Raw genomic sequence first — 22194 nt, 5'->3', positions numbered from 1 at the left:
ATTTCCAATATTCGTCACCATGCCCCAAAATATCTTATCGTTTTTGCAGCAGTCTCTGAACCTAATTTCAAGCACTCTTGAATAGAATATCCCTTATGTGTTCCAAAAATGAAACCGGCAATAAAAGAATCCCCTGCCCCCATCGTATCGACAACATTCGTTTCCAACACCCCACATGTAAAAAATTGCTCCCCATCATACGCTAGGGACCCATTTTCTCCTAATGTTGCCACGGCTACTTTGGAACCTAACGCATGCACTTCTTTTAAAAAGCTTCTAATATACGCATCATCTTTTGTATAAGAAAAAAATGGGTAGTCAACGAAAGCTGGCAGTGTTTTTACAAGACTATGATTCAATTGATCGGAAAAATCAAAGAATGTAAGCATTCCTTTTTCTTTAAAAATAGGGTAATACTCCTCTGTATGCCCCCAAATACCGGCATGTACAGAATCGAAGGTTTGAATAAAATCAAGATCTTCTTTCGTTAAGGAAAAAGAAGCCATAACACCCTCATCATAGTCCCCAAAGCGACGATCATTATCTACTAATTCAACAAAGGTAACGGCTGTTTTTCCTTCTTTTATTGTGATACGAGAAGGATCCACCCCTTTACTTTGAATCGCTTGGATCATGGTATCGCCATATTGATCGGATCCGACCCAACCGACATATGCTGTTTCAGCCCCAAGATTTTTTAAATATACACTGACATTTACAGGGTTCCCACCAGGATATGCCTCCCCGCTAGTTTGATAGACATCCATACAGTTATCTCCTACTGTTACAACTCTCATTCCATGGCCTCCCTTTTTTACAGAAACAAGCACTACAAAGTAGTGCTCATCGTTCCATTAATATTCCATTTTTCGATAATATCTGCGAAGGTCTAATGAATGGTTTCTTTCTCTCTCAAGGTACACACTAATACGGCTTAGAACCGACCAGTTAATGCTAACGGCAAAGTGCTTTCTAAATTCTTCGCTGATGCCTTCCATAGCAAAGTCTTTCGTATCGATAATGGTCAGCTGTTTGGTGATTTTTTCAGCAAATCTCTCCACTCGGTCCATTAGCGGTCTTGTTTCATCTTCCCCTTTTAATAAAATCACGCTTGTATCTTCTACCACCATTTCAAGCGTACCATGGAAAAATTCCGCAGCATGAATCGATTTGGCATGAATCCATTGCATTTCCTCTAAAATACACATTGCATAGGAATACGTGTTACCCCACAAATTCCCTGACCCAACCATCATATGGTAGTCCGTATCTTTATGTTTGATCGCAAATTCTTCTGCTTTTTTATCAAAGGCTTTTACTGCACTTAAGATGGCTCTTGGCAGCAACGAAACTTCCTTCGTAAATTGCTCGTATTGAGGAAATTCATTACGGTTGTACATGAAACGGAAGACAAACATATACAACAGCATGAAGAACGTATCAAAGGAATGCTTTTCGGAACCGGTTGTGATGCAATAATCTACCATTTTAGTTAATGGTGTATCCGGTTCTGCCACTAGCGCAATGGTGGTAGCTCCTTTTTCCTTACAGAATTCTGCGGCCTCTAACGTTTCTTTCGTAGTCCCTGAAACAGATGCAAAAATACACACAGAATCCTTACTAAAATGTTTATGATTCATCACCAAGAATTCTGCGGCAATTTCCGCATGAACATCAATAGTAGAATTGGATTTTAATATGTATTCATACGGATACATCATCGCAATTGTTCCACCGGCACCGATCATAAATATATTGCTATATCCCTTTTTGGAAATAGTATCGACTATTTCTTCAATTTGCCCTCTAAATTGAAGACCTTCTTTTTCTACTAATCTAAGAAATAATTCCTCATCAAATTTTAGCATAGATGCTTCCTCCTTGTAGGACATAGGGTCTGATTCCTCGTCCTAATATTCGTTTTTCACTTTACTTGGAAGTATATTTGTTATGTCTTGTATTGTAACAAACTGATACATCAAATACAATTATTTTTTAATTCTAGGGAAGTGTCCCTCTACTAAGCTATTAATTGATCATCATCCTTATTCCGGCCATATTTCTTTTGCCAGTAAAAGTAGACTGGAAGACCAGTGGCAATTACAATTAACGCTGCCAGCATTCCTTGCCAAGGTGCCCAGGTGAAAGTTCCCCACGCAAGCCATGAAGCACCAAGGATCGCTAAAATGGTGGTAATTTTCCAAAACGGCATCCGGTAAATTGGGTTATAGTCATCTCTTTTACGGCATTTATATACGGCCACAAAATCCAAAATATTGATGACGAGCTGAATAAGGGTAAAATAGCCAAGCAATGCTGTTAAACTACTGGAAAATACCAGAATACATGCATATGTAACTTGTATAATAATGGAGAAGCTTGGTGTTTCGTATTTAGGATGGACCTTTGCAAAGCGTTTAAAGAATAGGCCATCCTTCGCCATCGCATACTCTAACCGCGGTTGAAACATAACACACGAGCTTAATGACCCTAAGATTACGATGATGGCTGTTATCCCTACAAAAGTAGAAGCAATATGTGACAGACCCGGTATAAATTTCACGGCATCCGATACTGCTGCTTGAGAATGCAGTAATTTATCAAAAGGCATTAGACCAATTACACAAACTGCTAAAAGGGTATACAAGCCCATTACAATAAATACGGAACTAATAAGCGCACGCGGAAGAATTTTTCCAGGGTTTTTAAATTCACCTGCCATAAAACAAATTGCCGCCATTCCTGTATAGGCCCAAGTAGTCGCAGAAACGCCGCCTATTAAACTTGTTTTTACTGCTCCATGTGTAGGAGTATAAGAAAAGTTTCCCACCTTCATATACATGAACCCCAAAATAATTACTATAAGGAAAGGTATGATTTTAACAGCTGTAATAATGACTTGGAAAAGTCCGCCTTCCTTCACACTCCGGTAATGAATAGAGGTAATGACAAGAATAATTGCGACCCCCAGCAACTTTCCTGCAATACCCGTAAAGAATGGAAAAAAGCTTGCTACATAAGAGACGATAGCCAATGCCATAATGGAGATAGAGGGTGGATCTAGAGCCCAGAACGTAGCCCATCCATATAAAAAGGCAAGGGGTCTCCATCCTGCTTTATTCAGATAGACGTAACCGCTTCCATTTTCAGGGTAAGCAGTAGATAATTCCGCCAACACCATCACTTGCGGGATTGCAATGATTCCTCCAATGATCCAGGCTAGAATGGAAATGGACGGAGTTCCCGCTGCTTTTGCAACATCACCAGATGAAACGAAAATACCTGATCCAACTGTAGTGCCTACCGCGATGGCTAATGCGGACCAAAAACCGAGTTTTCGTGTAAGTGTGCTATTCCCCATAAGAGTTCCTCCACATTCAGATTATTCAATTCCCAATTCTTTTATTTTCTCGTACGATTTCCGGACTGCTTGTTGTGGATCTTGATAATAACTAGAACCCATAATTTCTAAGGTGCAGGCTCCTTGATAATGATGATTTTGAAGACTCTTTATATATTCCCGCCACGGTAAAATTCCATCATCCATTCCCAAATGGGCATCTGAATGACCATCCCCATCCATTAAATGAAAATGGCTTAATTCAGGCAGAATAGAAAAATAATCATCCGGCGTTTCACCAGCTAATTGCATTGCTACCGTATCAGTCATTCCCTTTATGGAAGAAGATTGTATTTCTTCTATCATTCTTTTTACCCCTTGCGTATCCATGACTAGATTTGATTCAAATTTCGTTAAAGGTTCTAAGGCAAGCGTCATTCCTTCCCTTTCCGCAACCTTCGATAATTGATAAATAGAGTCACATGAATACTTCCAAGATTCCTCCTGCGGCAGAGAAAAATCCCCAATTCCAGAAGTGATCAACATCATATTCGTTTCTAACTCCATGGCCGCATACATGTTTTCAATAAAATAATCCATGCTCGTTTTTCTCCATTGAGAATCCGCGGCAGCAATATTGTATGGATAGACACATTGTTCGGGAGTATAGCAAATAATATCCATATTTCTGGATTTCACTTCTTTTTTGATACTCCTAATACTTTCCAATGCATTTCGATAAACATATAAATGCGGCTCCCCTGCCCATAGTTCAATGCTGGTTATTCCGAGCTGTTCCATACTGTTTAAAAAATACGAAAACGGAAAATGCTTAAACGTAATATTCATCCCTGCAACTTTCATTCATATCACCTCCATAGCTTTGAAAGCGTTTTTATTTGTTATATCTTGTATTATAATTAACAGATACAAAACTTGCAATCTATTTTTTTGTATGTCTGCTCCTGAAGTTCCTTTTCCCACATAGAAAAAGGACAATTCCACTGCGTTAATTAAGCAGTGGAGCTGTCCTATTTTCATATCATTTCTTTTAATTCTTCATATATACTACTAGAAAGCCCATCTATTTGATTTAAATCCTTATCCCAAAATAGATCATTTCCCAAAAATTGCTTAATCAAATTCTGAAGTGAAAGCTCGTTCTTTTTAAATTGAGACCATCGTTCACACATAAAAGAAAGTACTTGTTCATGATCTTTTACGACATATGAATCCCCGTTGAATTGAAATCCAATATAACCATCTTCCATTTTTTCTATTTGATAAAAGCGAATAAGCGCTGCAAATGCACGTATTAAATTATCCGGCAGTTTTTGATTCTTTTCATAATAGGACTCGATGGTAGGGAGAAGACGAACTTTAAATTTAGAGATGCTATTTAATGAAATATCCGCTAAACGGTGTTGAACAAATGGATTCATAAAACGCTCAAACACACTTTCTGCATATTCCATTATCTCTTTACGGTCAAATGCTAGAGTTGGAATAATCTCATTATCCACCGTTTCACGCAGAAATTGATTACTTTCTGATTGTGACACCCACTCCCCAACCGTATCCATTCCAGATAAAATTCCAAGAAGAGCCATTAAAGTATGAGAACCATTTAAGATACGCACTTTCCTGATTTGATAGGGAGCTAAATCCTTCACCCATTGCACGTTTAAACCTGATTTTCTTAATGGAAGCTTCTTCTCTAATTCAGGATTACCTTCTATTGCCCAAAAATGATACGGTTCAGCAGTGTTCAGCAATAAATCTCGATATCCCCATTTAGAAAATAAACATTCCGCCTCCTTTTCAGGAAAACCCGTGACTATCCTATCAACAAGAGAATTAAGAAATAGATTATCCCGCTCTACCCATTCCATAAAGGTCAGTGGCAACCCCCAGTCTTTACTGTGCTGAAGGACATATCGCTTCAAAATGTCACCGTTTTTTTCCAAAAGCTCACACGGAAGCATAATGAGACCTTTTTTCGGATCCCCATTAAAGTGCACATAACGTCTATATAAAAAAGCAGTAAGTTTACCCGGAAATGATTCTATTGGTTCCCCATCTTTCCAAGGTAATGTTTGATAGGAAAGTCCCGCTTCCGTGGTATTGGATACGATAAATTCTAATGTTGGGCTGCATGCTAATGCCAAGAATTCTTTCCACTCTTCATATGGATTTAGTGCTCCTGCAAAAACAGGAATAATCTCCTTTTGTTCTATCTTTGCCCCGTTCTGTAACCCACGTATCATCAATGTATATAGACAATCTTGATTGGCCAATTTTTCAATCATGCCTTTTCCAGATGGCCGTGGTTGGGTAACCACAATACTCCCTTGGAAATTCCCTTGTTTATTACATTCATGTATCATCCAATCAAAGAATCCACGGAGGAAATTTCCCTCTCCGATTTGCAGAACCTTTACTGGATAATCCTGTCCCCTATAATTTCTTTTTATGGTTTCTGTCTGTTCATTTAGAAGGTTTGATGACGAGTGAATATTGTTCATTCTACAATATCCTTTCTATTTTAACTTTAGCACTGCCGTTCCATTCATCTTTATCACTGGTAAAATCCCCTATTTGTTGGGTTATCAACGCTCCTTAAAGCTCCACAATCGCTTTGATCACTTTTGCCTCAGGATTCAACCATCCCTCAAACTGTTCTATCATGTGATCGAAATGGGTGCGATGAGTAATATATTTCCTTAAATCTACTAATCCTTCGTTTAGTGCATTCACTACATACTGAAAATCCTCACGAGTTGCGTTACGGCTCCCCATCAAAGTTAGCTCCTTTGCATGAAAATCAGGGTCATGAAAGGTAATATCCGTTTTTACTAAACCGACAAAAATTAATTTTCCGCCGTGAGCAGGATAGTTAAAAGCGTCTGTCATGGACTTTGCGTTTCCTGTTGCATCAAAAACAACGGTTGGCATTTCCCCATTCGTCAGCTCCGCCAATTTTTCCAAAGGTTGTTCCAGTACATTGACTGTTTCATCAATATTTGCCCACTCACGAGCAAATGCAAGTCGTTCATTATTCACATCCATGGCAATTACTTTTGCCCCCTGGTTCTTTGCAAATGCCATGACACCTAAACCAATCGGACCAGCCCCAATCACTAGTGCGTATTCTCCTTTTTGAATAGCTGCCCTTCTTACTGCGTGAGCACCTATACTCAAGGGTTCAATCATCGCAGATTGATCAAGTGTCAGCCCTTCCGTTTTTACTAAATGGTCAGCAGGAACAGTCATCCACTCACTCATTCCGCCATCAATATGTACACCCTTTACCTTCATATTCGTACAGCAATTTGGTTTTCCGTTCTTACAAGCAATACATTCCCCACACTCCATGTATGGAATAATGGAAACTTGATCGCCAACCCTTAATCCTGATGCATTATCTGGAATAGATTCAATAATCCCCGACAATTCATGCCCAAGTACACGTGGGTACGTGAAAAATGGCTGATTGCCTCCATATGCGTGAATATCCGTTCCGCAAATCCCAATACGTTGAACCCGAATGAGCGCTTCGCCTTCTTGAGGAACAGAACGTTCTGCTTCCACCATTTTAAATTGCTTTGGTTTTTCACAAACAATTTTTTTCATAAAAATTCCGCTCCTTTTTTTATCTGCAAGTTTTGTACATTCTTTGTTCTTTTCAAATTTCCAGGTTTCTTGATAAGTTGAATTGGCGGTACACGGGACCTGGCCCCCTAATCCCACCTAAAGAATTACTCCATCTTTAAAAATACTAATCTCTTTAAATCCGAATTGTTCGTTATTGGTGCGTTTTTGTCCGGAGGCTAGTGAAAGAATATATTCATATAAATCTTGTTTTAAGCTTTCCATTGTTTGGCCTTCCAATAGCTGCCCAGCATTGTAGTCAATCCAGTGTTTCTTGCGTTTAGCCAATTCTGAGTTCGTTGCTATTTTCACTGTAGGAACCGGCCCTCCAAACGGCGTTCCTCTACCTGTTGTAAACAAAACAATATGGGCACCAGCCGCCGCAAGGGCTGTCACGGAAACTAAATCATTTCCAGGGGCATTCACCAAATTCAACCCGTTCCTTGTCACTCTTTCCCCATAAGGAATAACATCTACCACTGGTGCGTGCCCGCCCTTTTGCGTACAGCCAAGTGATTTTTCCTCTAGCGTACTGATACCACCTGCTTTATTGCCGGGGGATGGATTTTCATAGATTTCTTGATCGTGACGGATAAAATATTCCTTAAAATTATTGATTAACTGTACGATTTTATGAAAGGTTTCTTCATCCTTTGCCCGATTCATCAAAATAGTTTCGGCACCAAACATTTCCGGAACCTCTGTTAAAATCGTTGTTCCGCCTTCCCCTACAATGAGATCGGACACAGCTCCCACTAATGGATTTGCCGTTATACCGGAAAATCCATCTGAACCGCCGCATTTAAGCCCTACTTTAAGCTTCGATACCGGAATAGGCTGACGTGCAAATTGTTCCGCATACTCCACTAATTCTTCTATTAAGCTCATTCCAATTTCCAGCTCATCCTCAACATCCTGAGCCCTCAAGAACTTTATGCGATTCGGAGAAAAATCACCGATTACCTTTTTGAATGCTTCAATTTGATTATTTTCACATCCTAATCCCACAATTAAAACACCAGCAGCATTTGGATGCTGAGCTAAGGAAGCTAATAGTTTTTGCGTATTAGAAAGGTCATCCCCCAATTGGGAACAGCCATAAGGATGCGGAAAATGATAAACTCCATCTATGTTACGATCTTTAAATTGTTCATTCCCCATTTTAGCCAGGATTTCGCAAGTCTTATTAATACATCCAACCGTATTAATAATCCATATTTCATTTCGGATTCCTGCTTCTCCGTTCTCCCTTAGGTATCCTTGAAAAGTATGTTGTACATTTTCCGTTGGAAACTTATGATTAGTAGGTTGATAGGAATAATCTAAAATCCCCTTTAACCCTGATTCCAAATTATGTGTGTGAACCCATTCCCCAACCGTTAAATCTCTTTTGGCTTTTCCTATCGAATAGCCAAACTTTAATACATCTTCTCCGGATTTTACTGGATTTACTAAAATCTTATGCCCTTTTGGAATATCCTCTGAGACCTCCACTTTTTTCCCCGTACTTGGAATCTCGAGAATTTCCCCTTTGTTCATATCCTGTAGGCAAATTACCACATCATCACTGGAATGTAATTGTACTATTTTACTCATATCGGTCCCTCCTTAAATGATGAAAGGGACGGTTCTTCCGTTTCCATGGAACAGGAGAACCGTCCCTTCGTTCCCTGTAAGCCCTTTCAATTCATAACTCTATTTTATCATCAAGAAATGAAATACAAATGGCATATTTTGCTGTAATTGTGCTCATTTTTGATATAATAAATACAAGGTGATAAACGGATGAAAAATATTCAAAAAGTGTCAAATCAAAACTTGCTGTTCCCTTTTTCCTTTGTCTTCCGAGATACAAAGAGCCCACAAAGGGAACTGTCTAACCATGTGCACGATTATTATGAAATTGTATATGTTTATAGCGGCCAAGGAACTTTCTTTATTGGTGATGTATTTTATCGAATGCAGCAAGGTGATGTATTTCTGATTCCAAATAATACAATTCACAGAGCAATGCCCGATAAGGATAATCCCGTTACATCAACCATTATCTTTTTTAGCCCAACCCTGCTATATAATAATCCAGTAGACGAATTTTTTTCCTATATACATTTATTTGAGGAAACAAAGAAGTTTAATATCTATCAAATATCTTTGCCATCCGAAGCACAACAAAAAATAGAAAAACAACTATTAACGATTCAACAGGAAATAACGAACGAGGAGCTTGGGGCAAAGCATGCTTCATTGATCATACTCCACCAAATAATTCTCGATTTATATCGCATTCGCATAAAAAGCAACGCGAAAAGTAGAATATACAACTCGGATTGGATAACCGATATCTTGGCATATATAAATGAACATTTAGGGGAATCTTTATCCTTAACAGAGCTTGCCAATAAATCTTTAGTGAGCACCTCCCATTTCAGCAGAATATTTAAACAAAAAACAGGAATTGGATTAATCGAATATTTGAACACCAAAAGGATCATTAAGGCAAAAGAGCTTTTATTAACTACTACTTACACGGTGTCACAAATAGCTGAAAAATGCGGCTTCGAAAGCGTGTCCCATTTTCATCGTATTTTTAAAAAATATCTAAAAATGACTCCAGCAAGCTATCGAAAAAGTGATAAAAAGACCAGAAACACATGATGAATTTCGATGTCTCTGGTCTTTTCTTTTCTATTTACTCTTACGTTGTATGAAACAGGAGAACCGTCCCCATGCTCCCATTACGCCTCTTTCACAATCGGACGAACAAATCGAATAACTGCCAGAGAAGCAACTACTGCTAAAGCACCGGCAAGAATAAATGCAGCAGTAAAAGTTCCTGACTTATCAACAAGGTAGCCAGTTAAGGTTGGCCCAATAATTCCTGCTGTATTCGCTAAAAAGTGCATGAAACCGCCAACAGATCCAACATTGTTTTGATCGACAACATCATTGATGATTGCCCAGTAGATTGCACCTGTTAAATATAAGAAGAAAACAGAGAGCGCTACCAAAGTTACGGCACCAACGGTCGTCGTTACCACGCCGGCAAAGCCGATACAAACTGCTGATAAGAACAGACATGTAACAAGGACGAGCTTTCTGGAGAACAAGACTCCCTTTTTGATGAATTTCTTGTAGAAGAAATCGGATACAATTCCGCCTAAAGCGAGACCTAAAAAGCCTAGTATCCACGGAATAACCGTTACCACACTCATATCCTTAACACTTAATCCGCGGGCATCTACCAAATAGCTTGGGAACCAAGTTAAAAAGAAAAATAGAATATAGTTGTAAGCAAAGAATGCAAAGGCTGTAAATAATACGGTTTTTTGTTTTAGATAAAAAGTCAGACTGTATTTTTTACCAGATTGATCCCTTTCTTTTGCCGCAGCAATTTCCAATTCTGCAGAAGTCGAATCCGATGGTTTTTCTTTTACAAACTTCCACCAGAACAGTGCCCAAATTAGACCAATTAACATAATCGCAATAAAGGAATATCTCCATCCAAATGAAATAGCAATAAAACCAACGATTGGTCCTGAAATGGCACCGCCGAGTGGAGTCCCACTGTTTGTTAACCCAACCACTGATGCACGATTACTCGGCGGAAACCAGTTATTGACCATTTTATTAATCGTTGCTGAAAGCGGACCTTCGCCCATTCCAAACAATACGCGAATGACAATCATGCTGACAAAACCAACAGCAAGCACGATAGCTCCGCTGAAAAGCGACCAAACAATCATTGCAACAAATAGGGTAAGTTTGGCGCCAAATCGATCCGATGCCATCCCTCCCAAAAAGTTAAAAATCGCATATCCAACAGAGAAACTACTGAAAATAATTCCCATTTGTGTATCTGTTAAGGTTAAATCATGTCTAATAAATGGAGCCCCAACGGATAATGCAGAACGGTCTAAATAATTGACCACTCCAGCTAAAAACAAGAATAGAATTACAACTCCTCTTCCTTTAGAAAACATCCATACTCCCCCTGGAATAAATTTTATATTTCTCTGAATACAGAAAGCGTTTCCATTTAATAACAGAAACATGTTAGTAGTTTATATTTTTGAAAAATGGATAATAAACCGATTTAGTTTTTCAAAAAACGAAAGATTCTAATTTAACAGGAAAATCTTGGGATTAATGTTGGTTTAAAACGATGTACACCTGTATCGATAACCCTTTCTTGTTTAATCTGACTAAGAAGCTGTTCTGCAGCTAAATGAGCCATTTCTACAGTCGGCTGTTTAACAGTGGTAATCGTTGGAGTATAGAAATCAGCAAATGGCACCTCATCAATCCCAATTACCGCAACATCATTAGGAATCTTTAAATTACGGTTTTTGATAAATCTTAACACTTCGTTTAGGACAATATCATTCCCAGCTAATACAGCTTCAGGAGGTGTATCTAACGAAAATAACTCCGTTAATGCCTCTGAAATTTCTTCCGCTGGAGCTGTCTTAATATATTCTTCCTTAACAGGGAATCCATACGATTCAAGCGCCTCTCTGTATCCTTGAATACGTTCCACACGCGGACTAATATTCCGGATAATAGAAGTGGTCACTATCGCAATATTCCGATATCCTTTTTCAACAAAATGATCAACAGCCAGTTTTGCAGCCAGATGATTATCGAGCATAACCGTTGTAATATCCAACTCTGCAATCGTCCTATCCATAAACACAATCGGAAACTGATCGCGAATCATTTGCTGATACAAATCAAGATTATCCCCTGTTGGAAAAATGATAATTCCATCTACTTGCTTTGCCCTCAGCATTTCAATATAATTCTTTTCCTTTTGCGGCTCATCATCCGCATTACACACAATTATATGAAACCCTTGTTGATAAAAATATCCTTCGATTGCGCGAATGATATTTGTGGAAAAAGTGTGGACATTATTAGCCACGACCACGCCGATCGTAAAAGTAGATTTCTGCTTTAAGCTTCTTGCTAATATGTTAGGTTGATAGTTTAACTCATCAATAGTATCTTTAATTTTCTTTCGTGTTTTTTCACTCATATATTCAAATCGTTCATTCAAATATTGTGAAACGGTACTTTTGGATACATTGGCATGTTTTGCAACATCCGCAATGGTTATTTTCTTCATCAATTTGTTCATTCCTTTTGTGTAAACCGTGTGATAATTTTATATTTATAAAAACGGTCCCATTATAATTAAAGATAATTCTATTATAATTGGAACCGCTTTACAATTTATTTTCAGACTCATTTAACACATTATCCACGGAAACAATGGGTAGGAAGCCCCTTAATATCAAGCTTCATTTTAAATAATGCACCCGCTAATGGTTCTTCTTTTAATTGATCATCATCCATGCCAATTCTTGCAGTTGTTATATATAGTTCATTCAAATCTTTTCCACCAAAAACACATGAAGTCACGCGAGAAACCGGGACTGGTATACTGTCAATTTTGGATCCTGTTTGAGGATTCCATCGCGACACTTGATGCCCGCCCCAATGAGCGATCCAAAGCATGCCTTCTTCATCAACTGTCATGCCATCCGGATTAGCATGTTGACCATGGAAATCGATAACCACTCTTCGGTTACTAATACTTCCGGTTTCTAGATCATAATCAAAGGCATATATCTCTCTTTTAGGTGAGTCGATATAATACATAACTTTATTATCTGGGCTCCATCCCAATCCATTAGAAACGGTAATATTCCCTAATGTTTCTTTTACGGAAAGATCTTGGCCAAGACAATATAATTTGGCATTATTTCTTTCTTCAAAAAAGGAAGTAGTTCCTGCCCAAAACCTTCCTTTCTCATCGCATTTGCCATCATTAAAACGAAACGTAAATGGATCATAATTTGGCGGTTGAGCAAGTAATGTAAATACAGCATCGCCATTATCCAATGTGTAGAAACCATCCTGCATTGCTAAAGCAATCCCCCCACCTTCCTTTGGAACGATGCAGCCAACATATTTTTTTGTATTGATCTCATGAACAGACCCTGTTTCTGGATAATAGGTATATATCTTTCTTCCTACAATATCTACCCAGTATAGGCAATTATTTTTTGAATCCCAGCTTGGCCCTTCTCCTATTAGTGATTTCACATCAGCAATTAGTTCTAATTCTCGAGACAATTTTTGTTCTCTCCTTTTTCTATTTATTCCGCTTTAATGGAAGCCTTTTCTCCAGCAGTTTCTCGAATTAAATAAATAGGAATTAACGCTAACAAACTAAAAGCTGAAAGCATAATATAGTTCCATGTCCAACCAAAATGTTCGATAAAATACCCTGCAACTGGAGTAACTAAAGCACCTGAAAGACCTAAACTAACCCCTATTAATATACCCAATCCGGCACCAGCGGATTTTTTAGAGGAGTCAACTGCAAGTGAAAATACGACTGGATAAGGTGAATTACGAAAAATTCCCCAGATAATAAGAATAACCCATGCAAATGTAGCGCTATGAATAAAAATACATCCTAAAACACTTACAGCAGAACCAACAGCTAAAATACTTAATGAAAATTTTCTACCTAAATGATCACTCACTGTACCCCATACAATTTGACCAATCCATCCCGTAATACCAGATGCACCAGATATTACTGCCGCGTGTGCTAAAGACAGACCAACATTGGAAGTAAGCTGTAAAGTTAAGAATGTCGCTGCTCCCATTTCCGTCCATAAGAACAAAAAGTTAATAGACATGCCTAACATAACGTTCCTATTTTTAATTGCTTCTAATGCGTTTTTAAACGGATTTTTTGTAACAGTTACATGAGTGTCTCGAGGTAACGTTAAATTCTTTTGATTAATCCAATTATAAACTCTTTGCTCATTCTTTTTTGTACCAACGAAAACTTGTAATAGCATAATAACTATCCCGATAATAGGTATCCATAAAAATGTGGTTCTCCAAGTACCTACTGCTAAAATAACTCCGATAAGTACCGGGCCTACAAATTGTCCAATTGGAAGACCGGTATGATGTGTACCGATTGCAAATCCTCTATTTTCTTTATGCCAGAAATCACTTACAAGAGCAACGTTAACTGGCTCCATTGCACCTGTACCAAATCCCATAATAAATCTCCAAAATTGTAATCCACCGACTCCCTTTGAGAAAAAGGTAGCTATTCCTGCAACAGCGGTGATAATACATGTTCCCATCCAGGACCATGCACGCCTATATCCTCCTCCTAAACTATCAGCAAGTACGCCAACAAGAATAGCTCCGATAAAAGAACCAATAAAGTTTAATGAATTCAAAAATCCTGCTTCTACAGAATTTAACTTGTAATCTTTCATTATATCAGGTAATACAGTAGGAAGTATTTGTCGGTCAATGGAACAAAGTAACATTGCTAATGTTGTTACAAGAAGCATTAGCCATGATACCGGGTGTGCTTTTGGAACCCAACTTCTTTTTCGTAGATCTTGACTAAAAGGTCTTTCATTTACATGTTGTACCTTCTCCATTTCATTTCTTCCTTTCATTCAACCTAAAAAATTTCTCCTATACAATGGGTTTATTCAGAGGTATTTATACCCCTGAATAAGCCATAAACCCTCCATCAACAGGCACCGTAACACCTGTCACAAATCCCGAATATGATTCATCCAAAAGCCAAAGCATTGTTCCAAGTAGATCCTCTGGTTGTCCAAATCGTTTCATCGGTGTTCCTGTTATAATTTTCTGTGAACGCGGAGTATAGCTTCCGTCTTCGTTTAGCAGCAAATCGCGGTTCTGCTTGGTTAAGAAGAACCCTGGAGCGACCGCATTTACACGTAAGCCTGCTTCCGCAAAATGGACCGCCATCCACATCGTGAAATTATTAATAGAAGCTTTTGCGGCACTATAAGCCGGCACCTTTGTCATTGGAGCATAGGAACTCATAGAAGAAAAGTTTAAGATAACAGGTGCTTTCGCTTGTAATAACAATTTTCCAAAAACTTGGCTTACTAAAAATGTGCCGGTGAAGTTGCTGGCGAAAACAGTTGAAAATCCGCGTTCATCCAAATCAAAAAATGATTTCCCTTCAGCATCTTCCTCATAGGTTTCAGGCCCTGTGATAGCATCCGGATGGTTGCCGCCTGCACCATTAATTAAGATATCAACTCCGCCAAACTCTTCTACGATTCGTTCTTTGGCTTTTTCTAAAGAACTTCGATCCAATACATCCGCTACAATGGAAATAGCCGTTCCACCGGACTCTTTAATTTGATCGACTACTAGTTTTCCACTTTCAGCTGTTCTATTTAAAATGGCGATTTTCACTCCATGGCGAGCTAATTCACTCGCCATTTTGGAACATAGAACACCGCTGCCACCTGTGATAACTGCCACTCTGCCTTCTAAGTTTTCATGAATTGGAATCATGCTTTATTACCTGCCTTTTTAGCCTCATATGCATCCCATAAACCTAGTAAATACATAATTCCTAAAGCACGGTCGTATAATCCATAACCTGGGCGGCAAACCTCTCCCCAGATATGGCGGCCGTGGTCAGGTCTGACGTAGCCATTATAATCTTGATTATGTAACGCCTCGACGACCCCTTTTACATCAATGGAACCATCTTGTGTATAATGAGAAGTCTCTTCAAAATCCCCATTTTCATAGATTTTCACATTCCGAATATGTGCGAAAGGAGAGCGATTAGCATATTCTTTAGCTATTTCCACCATATTATTGTTAGGATTTGCCCCCATAGAGCCTGTACATAATGTAAAACCATTCAATGGTGAATCAGAAATTTCCATTAGCTTTTCATAGCTTTCTTTGCCGGTGATAATGCGTGGTAATCCAAAGATAGACCATGGTGGATCGTCCGGATGGATGGCCATTTTAATATCACAAGCCTCTGCTACAGGTAAAATTTCGTTAAGGAAGAAAGCTAGATTCTCCCAAAGTTTTTCTTCATCGACGGTTTTATAAGCATCAAATAGTTCAGAAATACGCTCAAGCCTTTCCGGTTCCCAGCCTGGCAATGTTAGATTAGACGACTTTGCGACTGTTTGAATAAGTTCCTGCGGGTCAATTTGATCTACTTTTGCTTTTTCATAGAATAGTGCCGTCGATCCATCTTTTAAAGGATGGAACATTTCTGTACGTGTCCAATCAAACACTGGCATGAAATTATAACAAATAACTTTTACTCCAAATTCTGCTAGATTTCGAATAGTTTCCTTGTAATTCTCGATATATTTCATGCGGTTTTCATTGCCTAGTTTAATAGATTCATGAACATTAACACTTTCTACGACATCGGTATGAAAACCAAATGATTGGATATATTCAATTTCCTCTTTAATTTCTGCCTTTTCCCAAACTTCTCCGGCTGGTTTTTGGTGTAATGCCCAAACAATTCCTTTGACTCCTGGGATTTGTTTTATTTGTTCTAATGTAACGGTATCATTCTCTCTGCCATACCATCTGAATGTAATATTCATCATGACACCTCCACTTTTTCTTCACTTTTTTGGATATAATTTCGGCTTAATTCTACAACAGCATCGTAGCCGCCGCTTTGATAAGCTTTGTTTAAATCACTGCCGATCCCCACTGCTACCGCTCCCGCATCCAGCCAATTTTTTAAATTGGATAAATTAATTCCACCCGTAGGCATAATTCGTACATTTGGAAGCGGTCCATTTACAGATTTTATAAAGGACGGTTCAAAATGATTAGCCGGGAATAATTTCAGTACATCACATCCAGCTTCCAACGCCATTGCCATTTCCCGAATTGTCATACAGCCTGGCATGTACGGGATACCGTAACGGTTGCAAAGAATCGCAACTTCTTCGTTAAAATATGGACTAACAATGAATTTAGCGCCATTTAACATTGCATGCCTAGCAGTTTCGGCATCTAATACAGATCCTGCACCAATTAGTGCATCCGTATGTTGAAGAACCTTAAATGCCTTTTCGATTTGAGGAGTGGTATAAGTTAACTCAATTACTTGAATACCGCCATCTATTGCCGCTTTCGACAATTGGCCAGCTTCTTCTCCAGACTTGCCCCGAATGACTGCTACTACTTTCTTCTCTACTAATTGTTGAGTGATAGTTTCTTTATTCATCAAATCATAACCTCCTTACTCGAATTCGATAAGGGCTTTGCGTACTTGTTCCGGATGTTGTTCTATAAAGTCAAAAGCTTTTTGAACATCTTCTAATTTGTAAGTATGAGTAACGAGTCCGTTATGACGAAGCTTTCCTTCATTTAATAGCTTCACGACCTTCGGGAACTGGTAAGTTTGTAATCTTGAACCTACTATCGTCACTTCCCCTTTTGTAATTGGAAGTTGTGAAATAGCAGCTTTTCGTTCATCAAACCCAAGCACAACCACTCTTCCGGCAGGAGAAACAACATCAATCCCCAATTCGAATGTCATTGGCAAGCAAACGGCATCAATTACAACATTTGCCCCTTCGCCATTTGTCCACTCCTCTACACGTTTTCGAACGTCTTCACTTCCGGCATTCACTGTTACATCAGCGCCATTTTCCTTAGCGAAAGTTAATCGTTCCTCACTTAGATCCGTGATCATCACCGTTGCACCCAGCAACTTAGCCATTTTTAAAACACAAATTCCAATTGGACCTGCTCCTTGAATTAACACGGTATCTCCTTCTTCAACATCGCCTCTCCATGTCGCTTGTGCACCAATCGTATAAGGTTCTGCGAGAACAATTTCTTCCCAAGGTAAAGAGGAATCTACCACATGAAGTTGTTTTTCAGGTAAAACGAGCCATTCCCTCATTCCGCCATCTTCATGTACACCAAATACGGATAAATTTTCACAAACATTCGGACGACCTTTTCGGCACGAATAACATTCGCCGCAATATCGGATTGGTTCCACTACCACATGGTCGCCAACTTTTATTCCCTTCACTTCTTGGCCAACCTCTTCTACTTCCCCGGCAACCTCATGACCAATTACTCGCGGTAAAGTAGCGAGCGGATTCGTTCCATGATAGATATGCATATCTGAACCGCAAATCCCCACACGTTTTACTTTTACAAGAACGTCTGTTGTATGTACAATCTGTGGTTTTTCGATTTCATTAATGATAAGTTCATGTGCTTTTCTAACTTGAACCGCTTTCATTTATTGCACCTTCTTTGTTAAAAATTCATATACGCTTGAAGCGATGGTAATCCCTTGCTCAAGATTTCTTGCTTCATGCAATTGTTCAATTTCCCCAGGCACATATACCCGATCAAATCCCGGTGCAGGCGGTACCTGTTGTAATTCTTCCATCATCCGGTCCATTTGCTCTAAAAAGACGTCTGGATCCGTGAAGAAAGCAGGGTTTATCGCACAGAAGTAATGTCCCAGTTTTCTTTTCTTATCAAGATCATCGTACATTTTTCCAATGTGCGGACCGAATGCCGCACCTGCTAATAGTCCGGAGAAAATGTCTACTATCACGGCCAAACCGTACCCTTTAGGTCCTCCAAATGGGGTAAGAGAAGCGACTTTGTTTGGATCCGTTACGGGAGCTCCATTTTCATCTACCGCCCAGCCTTCCGGTATTTCTTTTCCTTCCTCACGAGCTTGGAGAATTTTCCCTAAAGCTACGTTCGATGTCGCCATATCAAGGATAAATGGCTGCTTCGTCTTGGCCGGAACCCCATATGCAATCGGATTAGTACCGAGAAATTGTGTTTTCCCTCCAAACGGAACGACAATTTTATCCGTATGTGTCATGGCAATTCCTATTAGCTTTTCCTCTGCAGCCTTTTGAACAAAATAGCTTAAAGCCCCGCAATGGCTGCTGTTCATTGCCGTTACCATCCCAACTCCACTTGACTTTGCCATTTCAATTGCATGATCCATCGCAATATCTGCAACTACATGACCAAAGCCATCATCTCCATCTACAATGCCTGTTACAGGTCCGGTAGATTGAAAAGTGATGTTTGCGTCAGGTTTAATCCCCCCTGCTTTCAAACGATTGATATAATGTTCTGTTCGCAAAACACCGTGGGAATTTACATTTCTTAAATCCGCATGGACTAAAACGTCCGCTATTTTCATAGCATGTTGATCATTTAACCCTGCTTCTTGTAATTTCTGAATGACTAGCTGCTTTGCTTCCTCTGCTTTTATGGTTACAGTCGCCATGCTTCCATCTCCTTACTTTAGAAACTATAAAAACGCTTCCAATCAGTTCATTACAATTATTGGTATTTATCTTTCTATCACTGCTTCGTTTCGTATAAAAGACCAAACTTCCTCTAAATAAGGTAAGCCTTCGTTATCTCCCGAGACAGTCGTCACTAATGCACCGACCCCATTTGCAAATGCTAATCGTTCTTCCATATGTAAATCATATAAATACCCATAAATATAGCCCGCATCAAAACCATCGCCGGCTCCAACCGTGTCTACTGGTTTAACCGCAAAAGCTTCTTTTTGAAACCATATTCCACGATAAAAAACCCTTGATCCGTTTGCACCATCTTTTATAACAAGCTGATCAATGTTATAGCGTTTTGCCAAGTTCACAAAATCTTCTTCTGATGAAGAATCTAATATTAGCTTGATCTCATCTAGACCTGTCAGCAAGATATCCACGTATGGTAACAGTTCAAAATAAGCTTTTCTTGCCTCCTCGATGGTCCATAATTTCAAACGAATATTAGGATCCATAGAAACAGTTATGTGCTTTTGCTTCGCTAGTTCTAAAACTCGCTTCACAATTTCGATATTTTTAGGGTCTACCGCTAAAAAAACACCCGTAATATGGACCAGATTGATACCATCTAACATATCCTCTGTTATATCATCCGGAGTTAACGTTAATATGGGAGATTGATAGCGGTAATAAAAGGTTTTTCCCGAACCATCCTCCCGAATCTCTTTAAAATTCAATGAAGTTGGATATCCTTCCACAAACTGGACATCTTCGGTATTCACCCCTTCGCCACGTACGAAATTATAAATATATCGTCCAAATTCGTCCTTTCCTAAACGACTTACCCACTTTGAACGTAACCCGAGACGAGAACAGCCGATAGCAAAATTAAGCTCAGCTCCTCCCACTTTTCGTTCAAACTGAGGGACGTATCGCATTGGTCCGGTTTGGGACGGATTAAAGGTGATCAAAGCATCCCCTATCGTAAAAACACTAAAACTTGGTGGCATTTTAATACCTCCTTCTTTCGTTTCCTTCTAAGTTGATTAGATAAACCGGTTTAGTATCGAGCAAAAAATAAAAGATTTATAAATCGGTTTAGTTACCAAATAAAAAATAAATCGATTTAATAATTCTATGTAACTTGCCATACTAATCTAAGAAACTAGTATGCAAAAATTTAAAATAATTAGTAAATCGGTTTAGTAAGAGTATATCTGAAACCCTTTTCATTTTCAATAATAATTTGAAAGTTTTTTTAGTTTGTGAGGATTGTTCCCATGTTTCCACCTCTGGTTTAAATAAGTGAAATGTAAGAACCGTCTTATTATTAACCATTATAAAGGACAGTGGACTTGGATTTTTTCTTTCTCTTGGTCTTTTGATTCCCTATAAAGGACATTGCACTCGGATTTTTCCTTTCTCTTGGCCTTTTGATTACCTATAAAGGACATTGCACTCGGATTTTTTCTTCCTCTTGGCCTTTTGAACCCCCTATAAAGGACATTGCACTCGTTTTTTTTTCCTCTTGGTCTTTTGATCCGGTCCCTCTTCTCACAAAAAAAGGGTGTAGTGTTGTTAGTAATTTTGAGAAAAGAGAACCGCCCCCCAAACCCAATCGAGTAGGAGGGGGTGACTAACCCCCGACCTCTCACACCACCGTACGTACCGTTCGGTATACGGCGGTTCACTTAAGTATGACGCAAATGGTTGTATCTATCTAACAGACTTTTAAGCTTTTGATTTCTCCAAAACTTTAGATTTAGTGTTGTGTGTAAGATAGGACTATTCGAAATGCGCCAATATTTCTTACGAGAATTTCCCCATTCATGGGCCTTCTCTCTTGGAACGCCAAGGGATATGAGCCTTTTAATTTTTGTTTTGGGTAGTTTCCATTGTTTCCAAAGGCACATTCGGAGTCTTCTTCGAATATGTTCATCCAGTTGTTTAAAGGGAGTTGGCGTGTCTGCCAGCGCAAAATATCCGCACCAACCAACAAGGTATTCATTTAGTTTCTCAATACGCAATTCCAATGGAATGGGTTTTGACCTTGATGTTAGTTCTTTTATTCTACTTTTAGCTCTCTTTATACTTTCTTTTGCGATACGGATTTTTGGATTACGGTTTGATGTGAAGCTGAATCCAAGAAACTTTCGTTTCCACGGTCTGTCCACCGCACTTTTCTCTTCATTTACTTTTAGTTTAAGCTTCTTTTCAATGAAAGTAGTGATAGAACTCTTGACGCGTAAACCTGCCTTCTTGGTTTTTACGTAAATATTACAATCATCTGCGTAGCGGACAAATTTGTGTCCTCTTTCCTCTAGTTCCTTATCTAATTCATCTAACATGATATTGGAAAGTAGTGGACTTAATGGTCCACCCTGAGGAACACCTTCTTCGCTGATAGTTTCCACACCGTTTATCATAATCCCCGACTCTAAGTATTTTCTAATTAACTTTAGAATCGTCTTATCCTTGACTCTTTTTGCTAGGAGTCCCATAAGCATATCGTGATTTACCTTGTCGAAGAACTTTTCTAAGTCCATATCTATTACCCATCTGTAGCCCTCTTCTATATATTGCCTTGCTTCCCTAACGGCATCATGTGCCCTTCTTCTGGGTCTAAACCCATAGCTATGTTCGGAAAAGGTTGGGTCATAGATTGGGGTTAATATTTGGGCAATCGCTTGTTGGACAAAACGGTCTGTCACGGTAGGAATACCTAATAAACGAACGCCGCCATTTGGTTTCGGGATTTCGACTCGTCTGACTGGCATAGGCTCATAGGTTCCGTCCTTTATTGAATTTCGGATTTCTTGCCAATTTTGTAGAATATGCGCTCGTAGGGATTTTACAGGCATTTCATCTACTCCATGGCTACCCTTATTCTTTTCGACACGTTTCAATGCCGAAAGTAGATTGTCCCGTGACAGTATTCGTTCCATCATTTCGATACATCCTTTCACGTGAATATACGTGCTATTTGTGCCATTGTTTATTCCACCCTCTTAAAGTCCCCTGTGGAATTCACCACTTCCTCCT

At 39.0% G+C, this 22194-nt stretch carries 19 protein-coding genes; 1 reads left to right on the top strand and 18 read right to left on the bottom strand.

All coding sequences use genetic code 11. The annotated features are described in order from the left end of the window. Window positions 1-14 precede the first annotated feature (14 nt). The 7 genes from frlD to NSQ59_RS05530 form a co-directional block, all read right to left on the bottom strand. Complete coding sequence (gene frlD / locus NSQ59_RS05560; protein WP_340829949.1) at window positions 15-797, bottom strand: fructoselysine 6-kinase; 783 nt, start codon at window positions 795-797, stop codon at window positions 15-17. 57 nt (window positions 798-854) lie between these two features. Then, the gene (locus NSQ59_RS05555) at window positions 855-1868 is read right to left on the bottom strand and encodes an SIS domain-containing protein (RefSeq protein ID WP_055738526.1); all 1014 of its coding nucleotides are present in this window, start codon (window positions 1866-1868) and stop codon (window positions 855-857) included. A 152-nt stretch (window positions 1869-2020) separates the two neighbouring features. Next, window positions 2021-3361 carry an amino acid permease gene (locus NSQ59_RS05550; RefSeq protein WP_340829947.1) on the bottom strand — a complete coding sequence of 447 codons (1341 nt, stop codon included), beginning with the start codon at window positions 3359-3361 and terminating at the stop codon, window positions 2021-2023. A gap of 21 nt (window positions 3362-3382) precedes the next feature. Continuing rightward, window positions 3383-4204, bottom strand: coding sequence for a TIM barrel protein (locus NSQ59_RS05545; RefSeq protein WP_340829944.1), 822 nt, complete (start codon window positions 4202-4204; stop codon window positions 3383-3385). Between the two features lie 173 nt (window positions 4205-4377). After that, on the bottom strand, window positions 4378-5865 hold the full coding sequence (locus NSQ59_RS05540; RefSeq protein ID WP_340829942.1) for a tagaturonate reductase: 1488 nt from the start codon (window positions 5863-5865) through the stop codon (window positions 4378-4380). A gap of 94 nt (window positions 5866-5959) precedes the next feature. Beyond that, complete coding sequence (locus NSQ59_RS05535; RefSeq protein WP_340829939.1) at window positions 5960-6973, bottom strand: zinc-binding alcohol dehydrogenase family protein; 1014 nt, start codon at window positions 6971-6973, stop codon at window positions 5960-5962. Window positions 6974-7090: 117 nt separating this feature from the next. Next, on the bottom strand, window positions 7091-8587 hold the full coding sequence (locus NSQ59_RS05530; RefSeq protein ID WP_340829938.1) for a UxaA family hydrolase: 1497 nt from the start codon (window positions 8585-8587) through the stop codon (window positions 7091-7093). Window positions 8588-8776: 189 nt separating this feature from the next. Between NSQ59_RS05530 and NSQ59_RS05525 the strand changes: the two genes are divergently transcribed. Next, complete coding sequence (locus tag NSQ59_RS05525; protein WP_340829936.1) at window positions 8777-9646, top strand: AraC family transcriptional regulator; 870 nt, start codon at window positions 8777-8779, stop codon at window positions 9644-9646. Window positions 9647-9726: 80 nt separating this feature from the next. Here the strand turns inward: NSQ59_RS05525 and NSQ59_RS05520 are convergent, their stop codons facing one another. From NSQ59_RS05520 to ltrA, 11 genes are all read right to left on the bottom strand, one after another. After that, window positions 9727-10971 (bottom strand): MFS transporter, encoded by a 1245-nt coding sequence (locus NSQ59_RS05520; protein WP_340829934.1) that lies wholly within the window; start codon window positions 10969-10971, stop codon window positions 9727-9729. 143 nt (window positions 10972-11114) lie between these two features. After that, window positions 11115-12116, bottom strand: a complete 1002-nt coding sequence (locus NSQ59_RS05515; protein ID WP_340833140.1) for a LacI family DNA-binding transcriptional regulator — start codon at window positions 12114-12116, stop codon at window positions 11115-11117. A gap of 131 nt (window positions 12117-12247) precedes the next feature. Further along, window positions 12248-13129: an SMP-30/gluconolactonase/LRE family protein gene (locus NSQ59_RS05510; protein WP_340829932.1), complete on the bottom strand. Its 882-nt coding sequence runs from the start codon at window positions 13127-13129 to the stop codon at window positions 12248-12250. A gap of 23 nt (window positions 13130-13152) precedes the next feature. Beyond that, window positions 13153-14475 (bottom strand): MFS transporter, encoded by a 1323-nt coding sequence (locus NSQ59_RS05505; protein WP_340829930.1) that lies wholly within the window; start codon window positions 14473-14475, stop codon window positions 13153-13155. A 64-nt stretch (window positions 14476-14539) separates the two neighbouring features. Further along, the gene (locus NSQ59_RS05500) at window positions 14540-15376 is read right to left on the bottom strand and encodes an SDR family oxidoreductase (RefSeq protein ID WP_340829927.1); all 837 of its coding nucleotides are present in this window, start codon (window positions 15374-15376) and stop codon (window positions 14540-14542) included. Next, window positions 15373-16449: a mannonate dehydratase gene (gene uxuA / locus NSQ59_RS05495; protein WP_340829925.1), complete on the bottom strand. Its 1077-nt coding sequence runs from the start codon at window positions 16447-16449 to the stop codon at window positions 15373-15375. The genes NSQ59_RS05500 and uxuA overlap by 4 nt, the downstream gene beginning before the upstream one ends. Next, the gene (locus tag NSQ59_RS05490; RefSeq protein WP_340829923.1) at window positions 16449-17084 is read right to left on the bottom strand and encodes a bifunctional 2-keto-4-hydroxyglutarate aldolase/2-keto-3-deoxy-6-phosphogluconate aldolase; all 636 of its coding nucleotides are present in this window, start codon (window positions 17082-17084) and stop codon (window positions 16449-16451) included. Before NSQ59_RS05490 ends, uxuA begins: the two co-directional genes overlap by 1 nt. 15 nt (window positions 17085-17099) lie before the next feature. After that, window positions 17100-18119: a zinc-binding alcohol dehydrogenase family protein gene (locus NSQ59_RS05485; protein ID WP_340829920.1), complete on the bottom strand. Its 1020-nt coding sequence runs from the start codon at window positions 18117-18119 to the stop codon at window positions 17100-17102. After that, a complete protein-coding gene (gene allD / locus NSQ59_RS05480; RefSeq protein WP_126649040.1) occupies window positions 18120-19139 on the bottom strand; it encodes an ureidoglycolate dehydrogenase in 1020 nt (339 codons plus the stop codon). 66 nt (window positions 19140-19205) lie between these two features. Next, on the bottom strand, window positions 19206-20162 hold the full coding sequence (locus tag NSQ59_RS05475) for a sugar kinase (protein ID WP_340829918.1): 957 nt from the start codon (window positions 20160-20162) through the stop codon (window positions 19206-19208). Between the two features lie 681 nt (window positions 20163-20843). Then, a complete protein-coding gene (gene ltrA / locus NSQ59_RS05470; RefSeq protein WP_340828527.1) occupies window positions 20844-22100 on the bottom strand; it encodes a group II intron reverse transcriptase/maturase in 1257 nt (418 codons plus the stop codon). Between the last annotated feature and the right edge of the window lie 94 nt (window positions 22101-22194).

The organism is Margalitia sp. FSL K6-0131 (genome assembly GCF_038008735.1).
Lineage (GTDB): Bacteria > Bacillota > Bacilli > Bacillales > Bacillaceae_C > Margalitia > Margalitia shackletonii.
The sequence above is the reverse complement of the archived record's forward strand: the minus strand, read 5'-3'. Positions and strand labels throughout refer to the sequence as shown.

What these genes read in the sequence shown, in the direction of transcription:
- allD (WP_126649040.1), bottom strand. Translation starts at nt 19,139, where the DNA reads ATGGCGACTGTAACCATAAAAGCAGAGGAAGCAAAGCAGCTAGTCATT.
- NSQ59_RS05555 (WP_055738526.1), bottom strand. Translation starts at nt 1,868, where the DNA reads ATGCTAAAATTTGATGAGGAATTATTTCTTAGATTAGTAGAAAAAGAA.
- NSQ59_RS05525 (WP_340829936.1), top strand. Translation starts at nt 8,777, where the DNA reads ATGAAAAATATTCAAAAAGTGTCAAATCAAAACTTGCTGTTCCCTTTT.
- NSQ59_RS05530 (WP_340829938.1), bottom strand. Translation starts at nt 8,587, where the DNA reads ATGAGTAAAATAGTACAATTACATTCCAGTGATGATGTGGTAATTTGC.
- NSQ59_RS05475 (WP_340829918.1), bottom strand. Translation starts at nt 20,162, where the DNA reads ATGCCACCAAGTTTTAGTGTTTTTACGATAGGGGATGCTTTGATCACC.
- NSQ59_RS05535 (WP_340829939.1), bottom strand. Translation starts at nt 6,973, where the DNA reads ATGAAAAAAATTGTTTGTGAAAAACCAAAGCAATTTAAAATGGTGGAA.
- NSQ59_RS05505 (WP_340829930.1), bottom strand. Translation starts at nt 14,475, where the DNA reads ATGGAGAAGGTACAACATGTAAATGAAAGACCTTTTAGTCAAGATCTA.
- NSQ59_RS05485 (WP_340829920.1), bottom strand. Translation starts at nt 18,119, where the DNA reads ATGAAAGCGGTTCAAGTTAGAAAAGCACATGAACTTATCATTAATGAA.
- ltrA (WP_340828527.1), bottom strand. Translation starts at nt 22,100, where the DNA reads ATGATGGAACGAATACTGTCACGGGACAATCTACTTTCGGCATTGAAA.
- uxuA (WP_340829925.1), bottom strand. Translation starts at nt 16,449, where the DNA reads ATGAATATTACATTCAGATGGTATGGCAGAGAGAATGATACCGTTACA.
- NSQ59_RS05550 (WP_340829947.1), bottom strand. Translation starts at nt 3,361, where the DNA reads ATGGGGAATAGCACACTTACACGAAAACTCGGTTTTTGGTCCGCATTA.
- NSQ59_RS05520 (WP_340829934.1), bottom strand. Translation starts at nt 10,971, where the DNA reads ATGTTTTCTAAAGGAAGAGGAGTTGTAATTCTATTCTTGTTTTTAGCT.
- frlD (WP_340829949.1), bottom strand. Translation starts at nt 797, where the DNA reads ATGAGAGTTGTAACAGTAGGAGATAACTGTATGGATGTCTATCAAACT.
- NSQ59_RS05490 (WP_340829923.1), bottom strand. Translation starts at nt 17,084, where the DNA reads ATGAATAAAGAAACTATCACTCAACAATTAGTAGAGAAGAAAGTAGTA.
- NSQ59_RS05545 (WP_340829944.1), bottom strand. Translation starts at nt 4,204, where the DNA reads ATGAAAGTTGCAGGGATGAATATTACGTTTAAGCATTTTCCGTTTTCG.
- NSQ59_RS05500 (WP_340829927.1), bottom strand. Translation starts at nt 15,376, where the DNA reads ATGATTCCAATTCATGAAAACTTAGAAGGCAGAGTGGCAGTTATCACA.
- NSQ59_RS05540 (WP_340829942.1), bottom strand. Translation starts at nt 5,865, where the DNA reads ATGAACAATATTCACTCGTCATCAAACCTTCTAAATGAACAGACAGAA.
- NSQ59_RS05515 (WP_340833140.1), bottom strand. Translation starts at nt 12,116, where the DNA reads ATGAAGAAAATAACCATTGCGGATGTTGCAAAACATGCCAATGTATCC.